Raw genomic sequence first — 18,710 nt, forward strand, 5'->3', positions numbered from 1 at the left:
TCATGATCACGCTTAACGTCTTTTTTCAGGTCAACCCGGACAAGCGCCCCGCGTTTCTCAGCCTGCTCAACACCATGGTGCAGGAATCCAATAAAGAAACCGGCTGCTCTTTTTACCAGCTTTGGCAATGCCAGAACGATGAAAACAGCTATGCGCTGATCGAAAACTGGGACGATAAGGCGGCGCTTTCGGCGCACCAGAAAACACCGCATTGGATCGCCTTTAACGATGCCGTCAACGGGTATTTGACCCATGACTACGATGAGCATCATTACACGGAAATCGCTCGCTAACATCGAGTGAACCGGCCCAATGCGGGCCGGTTTCACTCCCCTGTCTGATCGAACAACCCCCGTGCGGGACAAACTGCTAACCAATTGTCGAATTTACTAAAATCTGTTAAATTGATCACAAAATCACGGTGGAGAAACCACGATGAAATTGGCGATATACAGTACTAAACAGTATGACCGTAAATATCTCGAACTGGTGAATCAGCAGTTTGGCTACGAGCTGGAATTCTTCGACTTTTTACTCAGTAAAAAAACCGCCAAAACGGCCGCCGGTTGCAAGGCGGTGTGCCTCTTCGTTAACGACGACGGCAGCCGTGAAGTGCTCGAAGAACTGGCGGCGCTGGGCGTCGAAATTCTCGCCCTGCGCTGCGCCGGTTTTAATAACGTCGATCTGGACGCCGCCCAGGAACTGGGCATCAAGGTGGTGCGCGTGCCGGCCTATTCGCCGGAGGCCGTGGCAGAGCACGCGGTAGGCATGATGATGTGCCTGAACCGCCGTATTCACCGCGCCTATCAACGCACCCGCGACGCCAACTTCTCGCTGGAAGGGCTGATCGGCTTTAACATGCACAACCGCACCGCCGGGGTGATCGGCACCGGTAAAATCGGCGTGGCGACGATGCGCATTCTGAAAGGCTTTGGCATGAAGCTGCTGGCCTACGATCCCTTCCCGAGCGAACAGGCGCTGGAACTGGGCGCGGAGTATGTCGATCTGAAAACGCTGTACGCGCAGTCCGACGTGATCACCCTGCACTGCCCGCTGACGCCGGAAAACCACCATCTGCTGAATGCCGATGCCTTCGCGATGATGAAAAACGGCGTGATGGTGATCAACACCAGCCGTGGCGCGCTGATCGACTCCACCGCCGCCATCGACGCGCTGAAGCAGCAGAAAATCGGCGCGCTGGGGATGGACGTTTACGAGAACGAACGCGATCTGTTCTTCGAAGACAAGTCGAACGACGTGATTCAGGACGACGTGTTCCGCCGCCTCTCGGCCTGCCACAACGTGCTGTTTACCGGCCATCAGGCCTTCCTGACCGAAGAGGCGCTGACCAGCATTTCGCAAACCACGCTGCAGAACATCAGCCAGCTGGAACGCGGCGAAGCCTGCCCGAACCAGTTGAACGCCTGAGCGTAACCTCGGGGCGCCCTTGCGGCGCCCTGTTTATTTGAGAGAACGCGATGAGAAAAACCACGGTAGCCGCCCTTGCGGCGCTGGCCTTAGCGGGGTGCAGCATGAAACCACACACGGCCGTCACGCCAGGCGATCTGTTACATCACAACTTTGTGTTGCAGAGCGTGGATGGCGAAACGGCGAAATCACCGGCGGGTGGCGGCCTGCTCAATCTGGAGTTCGGTGAGAGCCTGCATGTCTCCGGCACGATGTGCAACCGCTTCTTCGGCCAGGGGCAATTACGCGACGGCGTGCTGACGGTGAAACCGCTGGCCACGACGCGCAGGCTGTGCCCTGATGAACAGCGCAACCGCTGGGATCGGGTGATCGGCACCGTGCTGGAAAACGGCGCCGAAGTGACGCTAAACGCCCAGCAGCTGACGCTCAACGGCAGCGGCCACACGCTTATCTATACCCTGCGCGATTGGGTGTATTGATCCTGCACGCTGAGCCTGGCGCCGCGGGCTTACCCGGCGCAGCTGCCCAGGCCCAGCGTGCGTTCTTCGCACTGCTTGCCGTTCGGCATTTGGCACATGCGCAGCGCTTCACCGTTCAGGTTGTGCGCGATGGTGGTGACGCCGCCGACCGCCGCGCAACCGGCGCTGGTCTGCAACGTATTGATTCTGGCACTGTTGCCCTGCTGTACTGGCTCTTCGTTATTGCTGCTGCAGGCGGCTAAAAGCAGCACGGCGCTGGCAAGCAGCCATTTTGATGTCGTCATTATCCCACTCCTGAACCCGGAACTGCGCTGTGTAAAATCGCCATTGCTGATAACGCGCGTCACTTGGCGGACACGTTTCGCTATCTTTGATGCAAACTTGTTTAATCTAGCTCGATATATAAATAATGAAAATATATTCCAGCCATTATTTGTCGTTTTTTTGCGCCGACCGGACATTTATTTTGTTTGCAGAATATTTCCACACCGGCGCGCGGTGCCAAACGTGACGGCGCCACCCGCTACCCGGCCCTGGCCGCACGCAGAAAGTGATAACGTCACCGCTGCCGACGGGGAGATTTCTCCCGCAATATCGATATTCATTATCTTCGCGTGCTTTCAGTATGACGGCGCATTTTTTGCTACCGGAGAGGAGGATATTTGCGTCTATGCTGGCGGCGCTAAGTAATTAGCATTCCACTATTTTCAGTGAATGATGGCTGAATTCTTCAACCGGCGCGACTTGCTGTCACGCCGGCCTTTTTTCACATTAAAATAACACTCAGTGCACCGAAGCTTTGGACAGTAAATTAATCACCAGCACGCCGGCAATAATTAATCCCATACCGACGATCGCCGGCCAATCCAATTTTTGCTGATAAACGAATACCGCCGCGACCGACACCAGCACGATGCCCATGCCCGACCAGATCGCATAGACGATGCCCAGCGGCATGCTCTTGACCACCATCGACAGCCCCCAAAATGCCACGCCGTAGCCCAGCACCACCAGCACCGACGGCCACAGGCGGGTAAAGCCTTCGGAGGCTTTCAACATGGTGGTGGCGATCACTTCCGCGACTATCGCCATCGTCAAATACATAAATGCGCTCATGGTTTTCTTCTGTCAGTTTGCCGATACGCAATTATGACGCGCCGGAAATAAATTGTCTTTAAACGGTGAAAACAATTTATTGCCGCCGGCACCCAATCGGCGAGGAAATACGCCTTTGACGATTTATCACCCGCCACACAAACACGATAAAGCCATGTTCAAACCCTCTGTTAGACTTTTTTCCATTACTGCGAAAGTGCGCTTTCGCGGCTTTGTGAGCAATGAAAAGGTAACGTCGATGATAACTACAGATGGTAATAATGCAGTCGCTTCCGTGGCCTATCGCACCAACGAAGTGATTGCCATCTACCCTATCACGCCGAGTTCCACCATGGCGGAACAGGCGGATGCCTGGTCCGGCGATGGCCGGCAAAACATCTGGGGCGACATCCCCCGGGTGGTGGAAATGCAGTCGGAAGGCGGCGCGATCGCCACCGTGCACGGCGCCTTGCAAACCGGCGCGCTGTCAACCTCGTTCACTTCATCGCAGGGCCTGCTGCTGATGATCCCGACGCTGTACAAGCTGGCCGGCGAGCTGACGCCGTTCGTGCTGCACGTCGCCGCGCGCACCGTGGCCACGCACGCGCTGTCTATCTTCGGCGACCATTCGGACGTAATGGCGGTGCGCCAGACCGGCTGCGCCATGCTGTGTGCCGGCAACGTGCAGGAGGCGCAGGACTTCGCGCTGATCTCTCAGACCGCCACCCTCAACGCACGCGTGCCGTTTATCCATTTCTTCGACGGCTTCCGCACCTCGCACGAAATCAACAAGATCGTGCCGCTCAGCGACGATACGCTGCGGCAAATGCTGCCGCAGGCGGCGATCGACGCTCACCGCAGCCGGGCGCTGTCGCCGGATCATCCGGTGGTGCGCGGCACTTCGGCCAACCCGGACACCTATTTCCAATCGCGCGAAGCCACCAACCCGTGGTATGACGCCACCGGCCAGCACGTGATCGACGCCATGGCGGCCTTCGCCGCCCTTACCGGCCGCCACTATCGGCCGTTCGACTATTACGGCCACCCGCAGGCCGAGCGCGTAGTGGTGGTGATGGGGTCCGCCGCCGGCACCTGCGAAGAGGTGATTGACACCCTGCTGGCCCGCGGCGAGAAAGTCGGCGTGCTGAAGGTGCGCCTGTTCCGGCCGTTCTCCGCCCAGTATCTGCTCAGCGCGCTGCCGGACAGCGTGCGCAGCGTCGCGGTGCTCGATCGCACCAAAGAGCCGGGCGCGCTGGCCGAACCGCTGTATCTGGACGTGATGACCGCGCTGGCGGAAGCCTACAGCCGGGGTGAGCGCGCCACGCTGCCGCGGGTGATCGGCGGCCGTTACGGCCTGTCGTCGAAAGAGTTCGGCCCGGACTGCGCGCTGGCGGTGTTCCGCGAGCTGGCCCAGCCGCAGCCGCGTCCGCGCTTTACCGTCGGCATCTTCGATGATGTCACCGGGCTTTCACTGCCGCTGAGCGACGAAATCCTGCCACAGCGCGCCTCGCTGGAAGCCCTGTTCTACGGTTTGGGCAGCGACGGCTCGGTCTCGGCCACCAAGAACAACATCAAGATCATCGGCAACGCCACGCCGCTGTATGCCCAGGGCTATTTCGTCTACGACTCCAAAAAGGCCGGCGGCCTGACGGTGTCGCACCTGCGCGTCAGCGAGCAGCCGATCAACTCGGCCTACCTGGTCAGCCGCGCGGACTTCGTCGGCTGCCACCAGCTGCAATTTATCGATAAGTACCAAATGGTTGAACGCCTGAAGCCCGGCGGCACCTTCCTGCTCAACACCCCTTACGGCGCCGACGAGGTCTGGTCGCGCCTGCCGCAGGAGGTTCAGGCGCTGTTGCACCAACGCCAGGCGCGTTTCTATATCATCAACGCCGCCAAGCTGGCGCGCGAATGCCGGCTCGGCGCGCGCATCAACACCGTAATGCAGATGGCGTTTTTCCACCTGACGCAGATCCTGCCGAGCGACGTGGCACTGCAACAGCTGCAGGACGCCATCGCCCGCAGCTACAGCAGCAAGGGCCAGGAGATCGTCGAGCGCAACTGGCAGGCGCTGGGTGCCACCCGCGCCGCGCTGACCGAGATCCCGCTGCAGCCGGTCGACGCCAGCAGCCCGATGCGCCCGCCGGTGGTCTCGGACACCGCGCCGGACTTCGTCAAAACCGTCACCGCCGCGATGCTGGCCGGGCTGGGCGATGCGCTGCCGGTTTCCGCCTTCCCGCCGGACGGCACCTGGCCGGTGGGCACCACCCAATGGGAAAAGCGCAACATCGCCGAAGAGATCCCGGTATGGCAGCCCGACCTGTGCACCCAGTGCAACCACTGCGTCGCCGCCTGCCCGCACTCCGCCATTCGCGCCAAGGTGGTTCAGCCGGCGGAGATGGAGCACGCCCCTGCTTCCCTGCAGTCACTGGATGTCAAAGCGCGCGATATGCGCGGCCAGAAATACGTGCTGCAGGTAGCCCCGGAAGATTGCACCGGCTGTAACCTGTGCGTCGAGGTCTGCCCGGCGAAAGATCGCCAGAACCCGGAGATCAAGGCCATCAACATGGCTTCGCGCCTCGATAATCTGACGGCTGAGAAAGACAACTACGACTTCTTCCTGCAGCTGCCGGAAATCGATCCGACGCAGCTGGAGCGCATCGACATTCGCACTTCGCAGCTGATCACGCCGCTGTTCGAGTATTCCGGCGCCTGTTCCGGCTGCGGCGAAACGCCGTACATCAAGCTGTTGACCCAGCTCTATGGCGACCGTTTGCTGATCGCCAACGCTACCGGCTGTTCGTCGATCTACGGCGGCAACCTGCCGACCACGCCTTACACCACCAACGCCGAAGGGCGCGGGCCGGCGTGGGCCAACTCGCTGTTCGAAGACAACGCCGAATTTGGCCTGGGCTTCCGTCTGACGGTCGATCAACATCGCGCACGGGTGCTGCGCCTGCTGAATTCGCTGGCGCCGCAGCTGCCGGAGCAGTTGGTCAATGCCTTGCAGATGGACGACGTGGCGCCGGAGCCGCGCCGTAAGCAGATCGCCGAACTGCGCACGCTGTTGGCGAGTCTCGAAGGCGAAGACGCGCGCCAGCTGGCGGCCGACGCCGACTACCTGGTGGAAAAATCCATCTGGCTAATCGGCGGTGACGGCTGGGCCTACGACATCGGCTTCGGCGGTTTGGATCACGTGCTCAGCCTGACGGAAAACGTCAACGTGCTGGTGCTCGACACCCAATGTTACTCCAACACCGGCGGCCAGCAGTCGAAGGCCACGCCGCTCGGTGCGGTGACCAAGTTCGGTGAACACGGCAAGCGCAAGGCGCGCAAGGATTTGGGCGTCAGCATGATGATGTACGGCCATGTCTACGTCGCGCAGATCTCGCTGGGAGCGCAGCTTAACCAAACGGTGAAAGCGATTCAGGAGGCCGAAGCCTATCCGGGCCCGTCGCTGATCATCGCCTACAGCCCGTGCGAAGAGCACGGCTACGATCTGGCGCTCAGCCACGATCAGATGAAACAGCTGACCGCCACCGGCTTCTGGCCGCTGTACCGCTTCGATCCGCGCCGCAGCGCCGAGGGCAAGGCCGCATTGGCGCTGGACTCCCGGCCGCCGAGCAGCAGCCTGTCGGAAACGCTGCTGAAAGAACAGCGCTTCCGCCGCCTGAACTCGCAGCAGCCGGAAGTGGCCAGCGCGCTGTATCAGGCCGCCGAGAAAGAGCTGAAGGAGAAATACGACTTCCTCAGCCTGCTGGCCGGCAAGGCGGAAAAATCCGCCACTGAGTAATCCCCTTCAGGGCGCGAGCGATTCGCGCCCTGTTTTTCACATGCCGTTTGAATCAGCGGTGGCCCTCAATGCTCAAGGGCCTCACACTTAACGAGCCGCGCTTTTTTCTTTTATCCATTGCGCCATGACGCGTGTCGAGAATGGCTTATCCGTTCTAATCTCCGCTAAAGCACAAACCTTGTCTTTGAACGTGGCGCCCAGCGAAAATAGTTTCCCGTCATAGTAACAATAAAGTGCATCTCCCTTATCCTTGCCATCAAGACGCTCTTTTTGCTCTCGCGGTACCAGTACGACGGTTTCGGTCGGTTCGCTCAAACCAACAGGCATCGTGTCAAACGCCAGTGCGTTTTCTGCGTAAGCAAAAAACGATGCGCAAAGTCCAACAACAGTGATTCCTTTCATGCTCTCTGTGCCTCTCGGTGTAAGTTCTGACTGAGATGAGACCCGCACCGTGAAACAACGTTCCCTCGAAGCCGTCGTTCAAATGACGGCGAATGCTGTGAGCCGAAAAACCTGCTGGCATTCATCGCCACAATCCGTACCATACAGGCCTCGCGTCGGGCGCGTGGAAGCTGGATGATGAATAATGATCAAAATTGGCCGGTTGAATGGTAAACTCGCGGTCTACAACGCCATGCCCCTAGTGCCCCCCATTGAGAATGAGCACGATTTAAATGTCAGAAAAGCAATCCGTTAGCCAAAAAGAGCAGTACAACCTGAATAAATTGCAAAAGCGCCTGCGCCGCAACGTGGGCGAAGCGATCGCCGATTTCAATATGATTGAAGAAGGCGACCGCATCATGGTCTGCCTGTCCGGCGGTAAAGACAGCTACACCATGCTTGAGATCCTGCGCAACCTGCAGCAGAGCGCGCCGATTAACTTCTCGTTAATCGCGGTGAACCTCGATCAGAAACAGCCCGGCTTCCCGGAGCATATTCTGCCCGCCTACCTGGAAAGCCTGGGGGTGGAGTACAAGATCGTCGAAGAGAACACCTACAGCATCGTCAAAGACAAGATTCCGGAAGGCAAAACCACCTGTTCACTGTGCTCGCGCCTGCGTCGCGGCATTTTGTACCGCACCGCCACCGAACTGGGTGCCACCAAGATCGCGCTGGGCCACCACCGCGACGACATTTTGCAAACGCTGTTCCTCAACATGTTCTACGGCGGCAAAATGAAAGGCATGCCGCCCAAGCTGATGAGCGACGACGGCAAACACGTGGTCATCCGCCCGCTGGCCTATTGCCGCGAGAAAGACATCGAGCGTTTCTCTATCGCCAAAGCCTTCCCGATCATTCCGTGCAACCTGTGCGGCTCGCAGCCTAATTTGCAGCGCCAGGTGATCGGCGACATGCTGCGCGACTGGGACAAGCGTTACCCTGGCCGATTGGAAACCATGTTCAGCGCCATGCAAAACGTGGTGCCTTCGCACCTGAGCGATATCAATCTGTTCGATTTCAAAGGCATTCACCACGGTAGCGCCGTGGTAGACGGCGGCGATTTGGCCTTCGATCGCGAAGACATCCCGATGCAACCGGTCGGTTGGCAGCCGGAAGACTCAGACGACGCGGTGCCAGCGCCAGAGCGGTTGAACGTGCTGGAAATCAAATAAGCCCCTCTCGCCGCTTGCCCTCTGCAAGCGGCGACATTCCCCGCTCTCGACGATCTCGATCCTGTTCACAGTTTGCGCAAAATTTACTGGGCAGTGCCGCTTTTACCCTATACTGTTTATTTATACAGTCAATTGGAGAGAGCGCAATGAATATTACCCCCTGCCTGTCCCACGTCTCGCTAGGCTCCAACGATTTCGAGGCCGCCGCGGCCTTTTACGATCGTGCGCTGGCCGCCTTGGGTTGCCGACGCGTGTTGGAACATCCCGGCGCCATCGGTTACGGTCGCGACTACCCGGAGTTTTGGCTGCAGGTGCCGATTGACGGCCGGCCTGCCGCGCCCGGCAACGGCACGCACGTCGGCTTTTTCGCGACCAGCAAGCAACAGGTGGATGAATTCCATCGGCAGGCGCTGCTGGCCGGCGCCGTCGATGAAGGCGCGCCCGGTTCGCGGCCGCACTACGGTGAGGCTTACTACGGCTGCTTTGTTCGGGATTTGGATGGGCACAAGATTGAAGCCAGCTTCTGGGATGAAAGCGCGGCCTGAAGCAGAGTAAAAGCCGAATAAAAAAATGCCGGTGATTAAACCGGCATTGTACGAATCAAATGTGCTATGCAGTAATTCAAAAATAAGAAAGTAAGACAATTATGGAGCGCAACGCCCATCGCTTGACGTTGCATTCACCTGCGAGAGAGATCATGCCCCATTTCCCCCGGCTAAATGTTGATATTGCTCAATGTTAACCGGGTTTTCGTCATTTTTGCCTACAGCCAGCGGCTGCGCTTCAACCACCAAGCGACGCCAAGCACCAACCCGACCAGCATCAGGCAAAATGCCGCAAAACCGAGGGGATTACCGCCGCCCGGAATGCCGCCAAGGTTGACCCCGAACAACCCGGTCAGGAAGGTGGTCGGCAGAAATACCATCGCCAACAATGACATGGTGTAAGTGCGGCGGTTCATCGCGTCGGCCATCACCGTGGTGATTTCATCGGACAAGATGGCGGTGCGCGCGATGCTGCCGTCCAGATCGTCCAATCCCCGCCCCAGGCGATCGGCGATGTCCTGCATGCGGCGGCGATCGTCGTCGCTCATCCATGGCAGGCGATCGCTGGCCAGCCGAGCGAAGACGTCGCGCTGCGGCGCCATGTAACGGCGCAGCACGATCAGCTGTTTACGGATCAACGCCAGCTGGCCGCGCTCCGGCACCTGCTGCTCCAGCAAGGCGTCCTCCAGATCGATAATCTTGTCGTGCAGATCCTCGATAAATTCACTGGTGTGATCGGTCAACGCATCGGAAATCTCCACCAGCCAGCTGCCGCTGTTGGTCGGCCCGGCGCCGCTCTGCAGATCGTTCACCACCTGATCGATGGAGTACACCTTGCGGTGCCGGGTGGAGATAATCAGTTTATCGGTGATGTACACGCGGATGGTCACCAGTTGATCCGGCCGGGAGTTGGCGTTGAAGTTAATGCTGCGCAGGGTGATCATGGTGCCTTCACCCTGGCGGCTGACGCGCGGCCGCGAGCTTTCGCCTGAGAGCGCCTCGCGCACCGAATCCGGCAGCAGCGGCGTGGTGCTCAGCCATTCGGCGCTGGCCGGGTGCGCATAATCGAGATGCAGCCAGCACGGCGCGTCGCAGGTGATCTTGTCATCCTGCTCGATCGGCGTGACGCCGCCCTTACCGTCCAGCTGATAAGCGTAAACCGCATCGGCGACCTGCAGCTCGCTCCCCTCAATCACATCCATTCATTTATCCCCTCAGTCTTGCTTATGTTGCTGAGTCTAGCGTTAACACCTTGGAGATCAAAGGCCAAGCTGTAACGCCAGTTTTCACGCCGGACAAAAAGCGTGCTCTATACTTCAGGCGAAGCCACATTTGCGAACGGGTGAGGAACGACGATGGCGGGAAGTAGTGAATCAGGCGCAAGACATTTTGCATTGAACCTGGCTGTGCTGCGGTGCCTGTTCTGTACTATGGCGGCGCTGCTGCTGTTCGCCAGCCAACCGCTGCGCGCGGAGCCGGCGCTGGAACGCATGTCTACCCCTTTACGGGTCACGACGGCCGGCGGCAATTTTTCTTACTATGTCGCCCAGAAGCACAGCGCCCAGCCGCATAACGCACTGGTGGTGATGCACGGTCATCCACGCGACGCCGTTAAAACGCTGCAAGCGGCGATCGACGCCGCGCAGGCGGCAGGAGCGGGAGACGATGCCTTACTGGCCGCCCCGCTGTTCCAGGTGCCGGAAAAACTCGCCGTCCACTGCCATTCCGCCGGTCTGCCCCAGCCGCAAGACGGCGACGCCCTGTGGCGCTGCGGTTCCTGGATCGAGGGCGGTTTGGATAATGCCGGGAAGACCGGTTCGTTCAACGCCATGGATAACCTGCTGGCCGATATGAAACGGCGCTGGCCGTCGCTGCAGACGATCACCCTGGCCGGTTTCTCTGCCGGCGCCCAGTTCGTGCAACATTATGTCGGCTTTGCCCATCTGCCAGGCGGGGTGCGGCTGCGCTATGTGGTGGCCGATCCCGGCAGCTGGCTCTATTTTGATAATCTGCGCCCCCAGCCAACATATGGGGGAAGCTGCGACAGTGGAACAGCCTGCCGCTTCCGTTGGCAAACGCAGAACGCCGGCCAGTGTCCACAGGCCAACCGGTGGAAATACGGCCTGGAATCGCTTCCCGCTCACCTGCAGCGCACTGCCGATGCGGCCCGCGGGCGCTATGCCGCTGCGGATATCTCCTACCTGGCCGCCGCCGGTGATACCGGCACCGCGCCGGGCGCCTACTATCGGATACTCGACAAATCCTGCGCCGCCCAGTTGCAGGGCCCCTACCGTTTGCAGCGGGCCCTGGCCTATGCCGACTATGACCGGCGTTACCTGGCGCCGGATAAGCCGCATCGGTTAACGATCGTTCCCGGCTGCGGGCACAACGTCGCCTGCGTCTTTCCCGCCCCGGCGGCCAGGCAGGCGCTTTTCCCCATTAATGCAGACTAATAATAACGGCAATGAAATAAACCTTTGCCGACAAATCAGGCAATATCGCCGATAAAGCGCTGGTAATGCCGTTATTATTATGACTTAACATATTGCTATCATTTTTAATTCAAAATGATAATAATAAATCAACACAAAGCTGTTTCAGCGCAAATTTTAGGGGCATATACTTTTCTCACTACGAGGAGGTAGTTATGTTACGCGACCATTTAAAAATAAACGCCAGCGATACGCTGGAAAAAATCAGTAATATCCATTTGCAAAACCAGGGCCAGGAAGAGATCAGTGAGTTTGTGGTGAAGAACGCCGCCGGCCTGCAGATTGGCAAGGTCTCCGTCCACGATCGTTTCAGCACCCGACGTTCGTACCCCACCAGCTACCGCATCACCCAGACCGACATGAGCGGCCGCGTGGTGGTGGATGCCATGCGGGACTGTCTATAAGCGTAACCTCTCTCTGAAATAACGAAATAATCATATGATGATGGCAACCCTGTTTATTATTAAACGGGGTTTATCGCGTGGGAAAATTAATTATCGTCTTCGTTGCATCGTCGATAAAATAAAGCCCCCGCATTAGGCAGGGGCGATAAATAAATCGACTCAGTGTTTGATGATATACATCGTCTGGCTGTAGGCTACGTCTTCCGGGTTGGTGATCGGGTAGCCTTTTACCCACGGTTTGATCAGGCGGCCGTTGGTGTACTGGTAAATCGGCGCGATCGGCGCCTGGTCGGCAATGATCTGCTCCATCTTGTTGTAATCGGCGGTCACCGCCGCCGGATTGGTTTCCCGCCCCGCCTGCGCCAGCAGCTTGTCGTAGTCCGCGTTCTTGAACTTGGCGATGTTGCCGCTGTGGGTCGAAGTCAGCAGCGACAGGAAGGTCGACGCTTCGTTATAGTCACCCACCCAGGAGGCGCGGATCACGTCGAAATTACCGGTGTTGCGGCTGTCGATATAGGTTTTCCACTCCTGGTTTTGCAACTTGACGTCAATGCCGAGCTTCTTCTTCCACATCGAGGCCACGGCGATGGCGATCTTCTGGTGGCTTTCCGAGGTGTTATACAGCAACGTCAGCTTCAGCGGGTTGTTCGGGCCGTAGCCGGCCGCCTGCAGCAACGCCTTGGCCTGCGCGTCCAGCTCCGCCTGCGATTGCTGTTGCAGCAAACTCGCCTCCGGTTTGAACCCGGCGGTCACGTCCGGCGTGAAGTGATAGGCCGGTTTTTCGCCGGTGCCCAGCACTTTTTCCGCGATAATCTTGCGATCGATGGCGTAGGACAAGGCCTGGCGCACCCGCACGTCGTTGGTCGGCGCGCGCTGGGTGTTGAACGCGTAGTAATAGGTGCCGAGCTGATCTGGCGTGTACACCTGCCCCGGAATGTCTTTCAGCAGCTTCTGATACATGTTTTTCGGGAAGGATTCGGTGATATCGATGTCACCTGCCAGGTAACGCTTGGTGGCGTTGGATTCCTGGTTGATGGGTACGAAGGTCACTTTGGTCAGCACGGTATGCGCATGATCCCAGTAATGATCGTTAGGCGTCAGCACCAGCTTCTCGTTCACCACCCGCTCCTGCAGTTTGAATGCGCCGTTGCCCACCAGATTGCCGACCTTGGTCCAGTCGTTGCCGTATTTTTCCACCACCGCCTTATTCACCGGGAACAGGCTGAAGTTGGCCGTCAGGCTAACGAAATAAGGCACCGGCTTGTCCAGCTGCACTTTGAGCGTGTAGTCGTCCGGCGCCGACACGCCCAAGCGATCGGCCGGCAATTTGCCGCTGATGATCTGCTCGGCGTTCTGGATCCCCGCCAACTGCGCGAACCAGGCGAACGGTGACAGGTTTTTCGGCTCTACCAGCCGCTGCCAGCTGTAGACGAAATCCTTCGCCGTGACAGGGTCACCGTTTGACCACCGCGCGTCTTTACGCAGATGGAAAATGTAAGTCTGGTTGTCGTTGGTCTGCCAGCGCGTGGCGACGCCGGGGATCACTTTCCCGTTTGCGTCCTGATTGACCAGCCCTTCGAACAAATCGCGCGCCAGCTGGGCCTCCGGCAGGCCAACCGCTTTAATCGGATCGAGCGAGGCCGGTTCGTCTTTAATGTGGCGCACGATTTCCTGTTTGGCCGCCAGCGCGGTGCCCGGGGGAACCTGCGCCGCCATGGCGCTGCTCATACAGGCGCCGATCGCCGCCGCGCAAAGCGCCAAACGAAAACCTCGTTGCATTTTTCTTCCCGTCATTATGATGTTCCCCCGTTAACCATCTGAATTTTTTATCATATAGCACAAGATCCGTCCGGCCTAGCGCTCACGGCCGAGAAGTTGCAAAAAGTGCGATTCAGGCGATAAAAAACCCGTGCGGCGCAGGGCGGCACGGGCGGTGTTTGCAGCAGCGACCGTCAGTCGTACAGGTGGATGCTGTTGATGCGGTAGCTGAACTCTTCGCCTTCTTCTTCATCGAACACGGTGAAAAAGCCTTTCTCGGCCAGCGGACGGGCCGAAATATCGGTTTTTTGCAGCTGGCGCGCGTCGGCGTCGTCGTAGCCGTAATCAAGGTAGAAGACATCTTTCTGGTAATCGATATGCAGGGTGAACGGATAATTCGATTCGTCCCCGCGCCCGTCGTCGTTTTTCACCACGCCGAACCACTCCCCCTGACGGATCTGGTTTTCAGCGTCCACGCCGCACAGCAGCGTGATGGTGTCATTTTCATTTTCGCTATAGCTGGCGATGATTCTGGCTACTGGCATGTTAAATCCTCTTGCGGGTGATTGGCTTAGCACTGCCGTTAGTATAACAACAGCGTCAGGCCAGGTGCGGTTTAATTGGCGTTTTCGCCGCCGCCGCGTCACAGATCGCGCAAACGCCGCACAATTGCGATGGGAAAGATGCCTCAAAGCGTAATACACTGAATAAAATGACAATGACTCCGGCCTTTTACTCAGGGACTACACCATGACCGAACATCGACCGCGCAGTGAACGTGGCCAGTTGGCCGTCGCAGGAGAGAACTACGGCAGCTCGCTGCTGGGCGCGCCGCTGCTCTATTTCCCGGCGGCGGTCAGCGGCCCGGAGACCGGGCTTATCATCGCCGGCACCCACGGCGATGAGAGCGCCGCCATCGTGACCCTGTCCTGCGCGCTGCGCAGCATCGCCCCCGAGCGGCTGCGGCACCACGTGGTGCTGGCGGTCAACCCCGACGGCTGCCAGCTGGGGCTGCGCGCCAATGCCAACGGCGTCGATCTGAACCGCAATTTCCCGGCCGCCAACTGGCGCTCCGGCGACACCGTCTACCGCTGGAACAGCGCGGCGCCAGTGCGCGACGTCAAGCTCTCCACCGGCGGGCGCCCCGGTTCCGAACCGGAAACTCAGGCGCTGTGTCACCTGATCCATCGCCTGAAGCCGCACTGGGTGGTGTCGTTCCATGAGCCGTTGGCCTGCATCGAAGATCCCGCCAGCTCGCGGCTTGGCGTTTGGCTGGCGCACAAGTTCGAGCTACCGCTGGTGACCAGCGTCGGTTATGAAACGCCCGGTTCGTTCGGCAGCTGGTGCGCGGATCTGTCTCTGCCGTGCATCACCGCCGAATTCCCGCCGATCTCCGCCGATGACGCCAGCGAGCGCTACATCGACGCGATGACCGAGCTGCTGACCTACCCGAATTAATCCCTACGGGGCGATATCGACGATCGCCCCGCATTCGAACGCCAGGCCCGGTTCGACGTCCCGCGCCAGCCAGGTCGGGCCGTCCAGATCGACGAAGCGCGCCGCCGGCGCCAGCGGCAAGGCGGCGGATATCGCCCGCGACGTACACAACATGCAGCCGAGCATGATGGCGAACCCTTGTTCGCGCGCGGCCTGCGCCAGCGCCAATGCCTCGGTCAAGCCGCCGGTTTTGTCCAGTTTGATGTTGACCATCTGATAGCGCTGCGCCAGCCGAGGTAGATCGGCGCGGGTGTGGCAGCTTTCATCGGCGCAGATCGGCAGCGGATGAATAAAGTGCTCCAGCGCGGCGTCGTCACCGGCCGGCAGCGGCTGCTCCAGCATCGCCACGCCGAGATCGGCCAGCAGCTGGCAGCGCGCCGCCAACCCTTCCGCCTGCCAGGATTCATTAGCGTCGACGATCAGCGTCGCCTGGGGTACCGCGGCGCGGATCGCGACCAATCGTTCGCTGATATAGTGATCGTCGAGTTTGATCTTCAGCAGCGTAGCGCCCTGCTGCTCCAGTTCACGCGCGGCGAAGGCCATCGCTTCCGGCGTACCGATGCTGACGGTCTGCGCCATACGGATATGCGCCGGGGCCGTCACGCCGCTGAGATGCCACAGGCTCTGCCCGTGCAGGCGGCACTCGAGATCCCACAGCGCCGAATCCAGCGCGTTGCGGGCGGCGCCCGCCGGCATCTGCACCCGCAGCTGTTCGCGGGTCATGCCTTGTGCGATCGCCGGCGCCATCTCCGCCAGCTGCGCCATCACCGACTCTTCGCTTTCGCCGTAGCGCGGGTACGGCGTGCACTCACCGATGCCGCGCACGTCCTGCTGTTCGATTTCGACCACCACCACCCGGGCTTCGGTGCGGCTGCCGCGCGCAATCACGAAGGCGGTATGCAGCGGCCAGGCTTCCGGGTAAAAACGCATGTCTCTCATAACGGCTCCTGAGCGAAAACTGCGCATTCAGCCAGGCTGATGCGCCGGTGATGTTTTATAGAACAGCCTAATATATACAACTATTTAGCAAACTTTGATATCCAATCCGCCCCGGTTGTCATAAACTGGCGCCAGGGTGTGAACCTGATGTTAAATGCCGTTGCCGGTGCGCCGTTTCATCAGGTTCATACCCTTTGTATAAACACCTGTAAAAGGAATCTAGCAATGACTCAGACAGTACATTTTCAAGGCAATCCGGTCAGCGTAGCGGGCAAACTGCCACAGCAGGGCGAACAGGCCAAGGCCTTCTCACTGGTTGCCAAAGACCTGTCAGACGTAGCGCTGAGCAGCTTCGCGGGTAAACGCAAAGTCCTGAACATCTTCCCAAGCATCGATACCGGCGTCTGCGCGACTTCGGTGCGTAAATTCAACCAGCTGGCCAGCGGCCTGGATAACACCGTGGTGCTGTGCATCTCCGCCGATCTGCCGTTCGCGCAGTCTCGCTTCTGCGGTGCGGAAGGCCTGAGCAACGTGGTCACCCTATCCACCCTGCGCGGCGCCGAGTTCAAGCAGGCGTACGGCGTCGAAATCGCCGAAGGCCCGTTGGCAGGCCTGACCGCGCGTGCGGTCGTGGTGCTGGATGGCCAGGACAACGTGCTGTACAGCGAGCTGGTGAACGAAATCACCACCGAGCCGGACTACGACGCAGCGCTGGCTGCGCTGAAATAACAAAGCCGGCGAACGCCGGCTTTGGAAACCCGTTAAAGGCGCCGCAAGGCGCCTTTCTTATTCCTCGCCCTCGGCGCCGCCTTTACGGCTGCTCAGGCCATACTCGCGCAGCTTGTTGGCGATGGCGGTATGAGAAACGCCCAGGCGCTTCGCCAGCTTGCGGGTGCTGGGATAGGTGCGATACAGGCGCGTCAGCACCGAGCGCTCGAAACGCTTGCTGATGTCGTCCAGCGAGCCGTCCAGCACCTCGTCGCCCAGCGACATCTCCACCTCGAACTCCGGCAACACGATATCCTGCGGCCGCAGCTCATAGCCTTCGGTTTGCGTCAGCGCGCGGTAGATGGCGTTTTTCAGCTGGCGCACGTTGCCCGGCCAGCCGTACTTGCTGAGGAAGCCGCCCAGATCGCTCGCCAGCTTGGGCCGCGCCACACCCTGCTCATCGGCGAAGCGCGCCACGAACAGCTCAGTCAGCGGCATGATGTCCTGCGGACGCTCGCGCAGCGGCGGGATGGTGATGGTCAGCACGTTGAGGCGGTAATAGAGGTCTTCGCGGAATTCACCGCGCTGCACCAGCTCGGTGAGGTTTTTCTGGGTGGCGCAGATCACGCGCACGTCGACGTGCACCTCATGCTCTTCGCCAACGCGACGGAAGGTGCCGTCGTTGAGGAAACGCAGCAGTTTGGTCTGCATGCGCGGCGACATTTCGCCGATCTCATCCAGCAGCACCGAACCGCCGTTGGCCTGCTCGAAGAAGCCTTTCTTGCCTTCCAGCGCGTTGGGATAAGCGCCCGGCGCATGGCCGAACAGCTCGCTCTCCACCACGTCATCCGGCAGTGCAGCGCAGTTCAGCGCCAGGAACGGCTGTTTGCCGCGCGGGCTGCGCAAATGGCAGGCGCGGGCCAAAATATCCTTGCCGGTACCGGTATCGCCGACGATCAGGAGCGGCGCATCGAGCATCGCCAACTTGCGCGCCTGCTCCAGCACGTGGCGCATCTTGGCGCTTACCGCGACGATGTGGTCGAATTCGGTATCGTCGTTCACCGAGAGATTTTGCAGCTGGCGGCCCATGCGCGCGGTGGACTTCAGCATCACCACCGCGCCGACCGCGGCCGGCTGCTGCTGTTCGTCTTCCAGATAGATGGGCGTGATGTCCATCAGGAAGTCCTGGCTGCGAATCACCACCCGCTCGGAGTGCGGCGCCGTATGCTCGCTCTCCAGCCAGCGGCTGAAGTTATAGCCGCCGATCAGCGCTCCGGCGGTCTGGTTGCGGATCTTGTCTTCGTTCAGGCTGAACAGCGCCTGCGCCGCCGGGTTGGCCAGCTCGACCTTGCCCTTCATATCGATAGAGAACACCGGTTCCGGCATCGATTCCAGCAGCGCACGCAGCGCGCGATGCTCGCGTTCGGAAGGCATAAAGCTGACGGTGCGCACGTCGGTCACGCCGGCGATGCGGCGGATCTCCGCCATCAGCGCGCGGAAAGTATCGAAATCCAGCTGGGAGAAATTGAGGTAAATGCGGCCGATGGGATCGATCTCGATGCCACGTAAGTCAATGCTGCGCGATACCAAAAGATCGAGTAATTCTCGAGTGAGACCGAGGCGGTCTTCGCAAAATACTTCCAAACGCATCAGTGTTGGCCTTATCTCTGCAGGTGCGGGGATCGTTGACAATGATGATACTCCCTCGCACCGGGCGGTAGAAGCGATCTGTCAGCAAAAGTTGACAGAACTCTGATTTATTGCCGTGGCTGCTGATTTTAAACGCAAGCGGATAACAGCATCGGCGTCATTTTAGCCTACAAACAGAGAGTTATCACAACCAGAATTAATTTTGCAGAGATTTATCATGCACTCACAGGGGGATCGACTGTCGTCAAGTCTCGATTACGTTCGGCGTCGGCGCCGTTGAGAAAACGGCGCTCCTGAGAGCGCCGTCGT

Annotated in this window: 18 protein-coding genes; 10 read left to right on the forward strand and 8 right to left on the reverse strand. The window is 59.4% G+C overall.

Annotated elements, in window-relative coordinates; genetic code table 11:
- The first annotated feature begins 2 nt into the window (after nucleotides 1-2).
- The 3 genes from QOL81_RS01360 (at nucleotide 3) to hslJ (ending at nucleotide 1,907) form a co-directional block, all read left to right on the forward strand.
- Complete coding sequence (locus QOL81_RS01360) at nucleotides 3-293, forward strand: putative quinol monooxygenase (protein WP_060439845.1); 291 nt, start codon at nucleotides 3-5, stop codon at nucleotides 291-293.
- A gap of 142 nt (nucleotides 294-435) precedes the next feature.
- Nucleotides 436-1,428 (forward strand): 2-hydroxyacid dehydrogenase, encoded by a 993-nt coding sequence (locus QOL81_RS01365; RefSeq protein ID WP_038880333.1) that lies wholly within the window; start codon nucleotides 436-438, stop codon nucleotides 1,426-1,428.
- A 50-nt stretch (nucleotides 1,429-1,478) separates the two neighbouring features.
- Nucleotides 1,479-1,907 (forward strand): heat shock protein HslJ, encoded by a 429-nt coding sequence (gene hslJ / locus QOL81_RS01370; RefSeq protein ID WP_060418615.1) that lies wholly within the window; start codon nucleotides 1,479-1,481, stop codon nucleotides 1,905-1,907.
- A 29-nt stretch (nucleotides 1,908-1,936) separates the two neighbouring features.
- On the opposite strand, the gene QOL81_RS01375 is transcribed toward hslJ, so the two are convergent.
- Together QOL81_RS01375 and ssmE are read right to left on the reverse strand one after the other, a co-directional pair.
- Nucleotides 1,937-2,191 carry a DUF333 domain-containing protein gene (locus QOL81_RS01375; protein WP_015377999.1) on the reverse strand — a complete coding sequence of 85 codons (255 nt, stop codon included), beginning with the start codon at nucleotides 2,189-2,191 and terminating at the stop codon, nucleotides 1,937-1,939.
- Nucleotides 2,192-2,690: 499 nt separating this feature from the next.
- Complete coding sequence (gene ssmE / locus QOL81_RS01380) at nucleotides 2,691-3,023, reverse strand: multidrug efflux SMR transporter SsmE (RefSeq protein ID WP_060418612.1); 333 nt, start codon at nucleotides 3,021-3,023, stop codon at nucleotides 2,691-2,693.
- A 238-nt stretch (nucleotides 3,024-3,261) separates the two neighbouring features.
- Between ssmE and nifJ the strand changes: the two genes are divergently transcribed.
- Nucleotides 3,262-6,795: a pyruvate:ferredoxin (flavodoxin) oxidoreductase gene (nifJ, locus tag QOL81_RS01385; protein WP_197756967.1), complete on the forward strand. Its 3,534-nt coding sequence runs from the start codon at nucleotides 3,262-3,264 to the stop codon at nucleotides 6,793-6,795.
- Nucleotides 6,796-6,882: 87 nt separating this feature from the next.
- On the opposite strand, the gene QOL81_RS01390 is transcribed toward nifJ, so the two are convergent.
- Nucleotides 6,883-7,197, reverse strand: a complete 315-nt coding sequence (locus QOL81_RS01390; protein ID WP_060418606.1) for a hypothetical protein — start codon at nucleotides 7,195-7,197, stop codon at nucleotides 6,883-6,885.
- Between the two features lie 272 nt (nucleotides 7,198-7,469).
- On the opposite strand from QOL81_RS01390, the gene ttcA reads away from it, so the two are divergent.
- Nucleotides 7,470-8,408, forward strand: a complete 939-nt coding sequence (gene ttcA / locus QOL81_RS01395) for a tRNA 2-thiocytidine(32) synthetase TtcA (RefSeq protein ID WP_060418604.1) — start codon at nucleotides 7,470-7,472, stop codon at nucleotides 8,406-8,408.
- Between the two features lie 146 nt (nucleotides 8,409-8,554).
- Nucleotides 8,555-8,953: a VOC family protein gene (locus tag QOL81_RS01400; protein ID WP_060418601.1), complete on the forward strand. Its 399-nt coding sequence runs from the start codon at nucleotides 8,555-8,557 to the stop codon at nucleotides 8,951-8,953.
- Between the two features lie 218 nt (nucleotides 8,954-9,171).
- Here QOL81_RS01400 and zntB read toward each other — a convergent pair whose 3' ends face one another.
- Nucleotides 9,172-10,155, reverse strand: coding sequence for a zinc transporter ZntB (zntB, locus tag QOL81_RS01405; RefSeq protein WP_063990004.1), 984 nt, complete (start codon nucleotides 10,153-10,155; stop codon nucleotides 9,172-9,174).
- A gap of 228 nt (nucleotides 10,156-10,383) precedes the next feature.
- Here zntB and QOL81_RS01410 point away from each other — a divergent pair, with 228 nt between their 5' ends.
- Both QOL81_RS01410 and QOL81_RS01415 read left to right on the forward strand, forming a co-directional pair.
- Entirely contained in the window at nucleotides 10,384-11,406 is a 1,023-nt protein-coding gene (locus QOL81_RS01410) for a hypothetical protein (protein ID WP_070915161.1), read from the forward strand.
- Between the two features lie 194 nt (nucleotides 11,407-11,600).
- Entirely contained in the window at nucleotides 11,601-11,849 is a 249-nt protein-coding gene (locus QOL81_RS01415) for a hypothetical protein (RefSeq protein ID WP_004930507.1), read from the forward strand.
- A 159-nt stretch (nucleotides 11,850-12,008) separates the two neighbouring features.
- Here QOL81_RS01415 and QOL81_RS01420 read toward each other — a convergent pair whose 3' ends face one another.
- Together QOL81_RS01420 and QOL81_RS01425 are read right to left on the reverse strand one after the other, a co-directional pair.
- On the reverse strand, nucleotides 12,009-13,643 hold the full coding sequence (locus tag QOL81_RS01420; protein WP_060418593.1) for a peptide ABC transporter substrate-binding protein: 1,635 nt from the start codon (nucleotides 13,641-13,643) through the stop codon (nucleotides 12,009-12,011).
- 158 nt (nucleotides 13,644-13,801) lie between these two features.
- Nucleotides 13,802-14,152 (reverse strand): hypothetical protein, encoded by a 351-nt coding sequence (locus QOL81_RS01425; RefSeq protein WP_025302994.1) that lies wholly within the window; start codon nucleotides 14,150-14,152, stop codon nucleotides 13,802-13,804.
- A 205-nt stretch (nucleotides 14,153-14,357) separates the two neighbouring features.
- Here QOL81_RS01425 and mpaA point away from each other — a divergent pair, with 205 nt between their 5' ends.
- Nucleotides 14,358-15,065 (forward strand): murein tripeptide amidase MpaA, encoded by a 708-nt coding sequence (gene mpaA / locus QOL81_RS01430; protein WP_142109977.1) that lies wholly within the window; start codon nucleotides 14,358-14,360, stop codon nucleotides 15,063-15,065.
- A gap of 3 nt (nucleotides 15,066-15,068) precedes the next feature.
- Here the strand turns inward: mpaA and ycjG are convergent, their stop codons facing one another.
- Entirely contained in the window at nucleotides 15,069-16,043 is a 975-nt protein-coding gene (ycjG, locus tag QOL81_RS01435; protein ID WP_060418587.1) for an L-Ala-D/L-Glu epimerase, read from the reverse strand.
- Between the two features lie 225 nt (nucleotides 16,044-16,268).
- On the opposite strand from ycjG, the gene tpx reads away from it, so the two are divergent.
- A complete protein-coding gene (gene tpx, locus QOL81_RS01440; protein WP_004930536.1) occupies nucleotides 16,269-16,772 on the forward strand; it encodes a thiol peroxidase in 504 nt (167 codons plus the stop codon).
- A gap of 57 nt (nucleotides 16,773-16,829) precedes the next feature.
- Here the strand turns inward: tpx and tyrR are convergent, their stop codons facing one another.
- Nucleotides 16,830-18,401, reverse strand: coding sequence for a transcriptional regulator TyrR (gene tyrR, locus QOL81_RS01445; protein ID WP_038880356.1), 1,572 nt, complete (start codon nucleotides 18,399-18,401; stop codon nucleotides 16,830-16,832).
- Between the last annotated feature and the right edge of the window lie 309 nt (nucleotides 18,402-18,710).

The sequence above is a fragment of the Serratia sp. CC22-02 genome (genome assembly GCF_900182895.1).
Lineage (GTDB): Bacteria > Pseudomonadota > Gammaproteobacteria > Enterobacterales > Enterobacteriaceae > Serratia > Serratia nevei.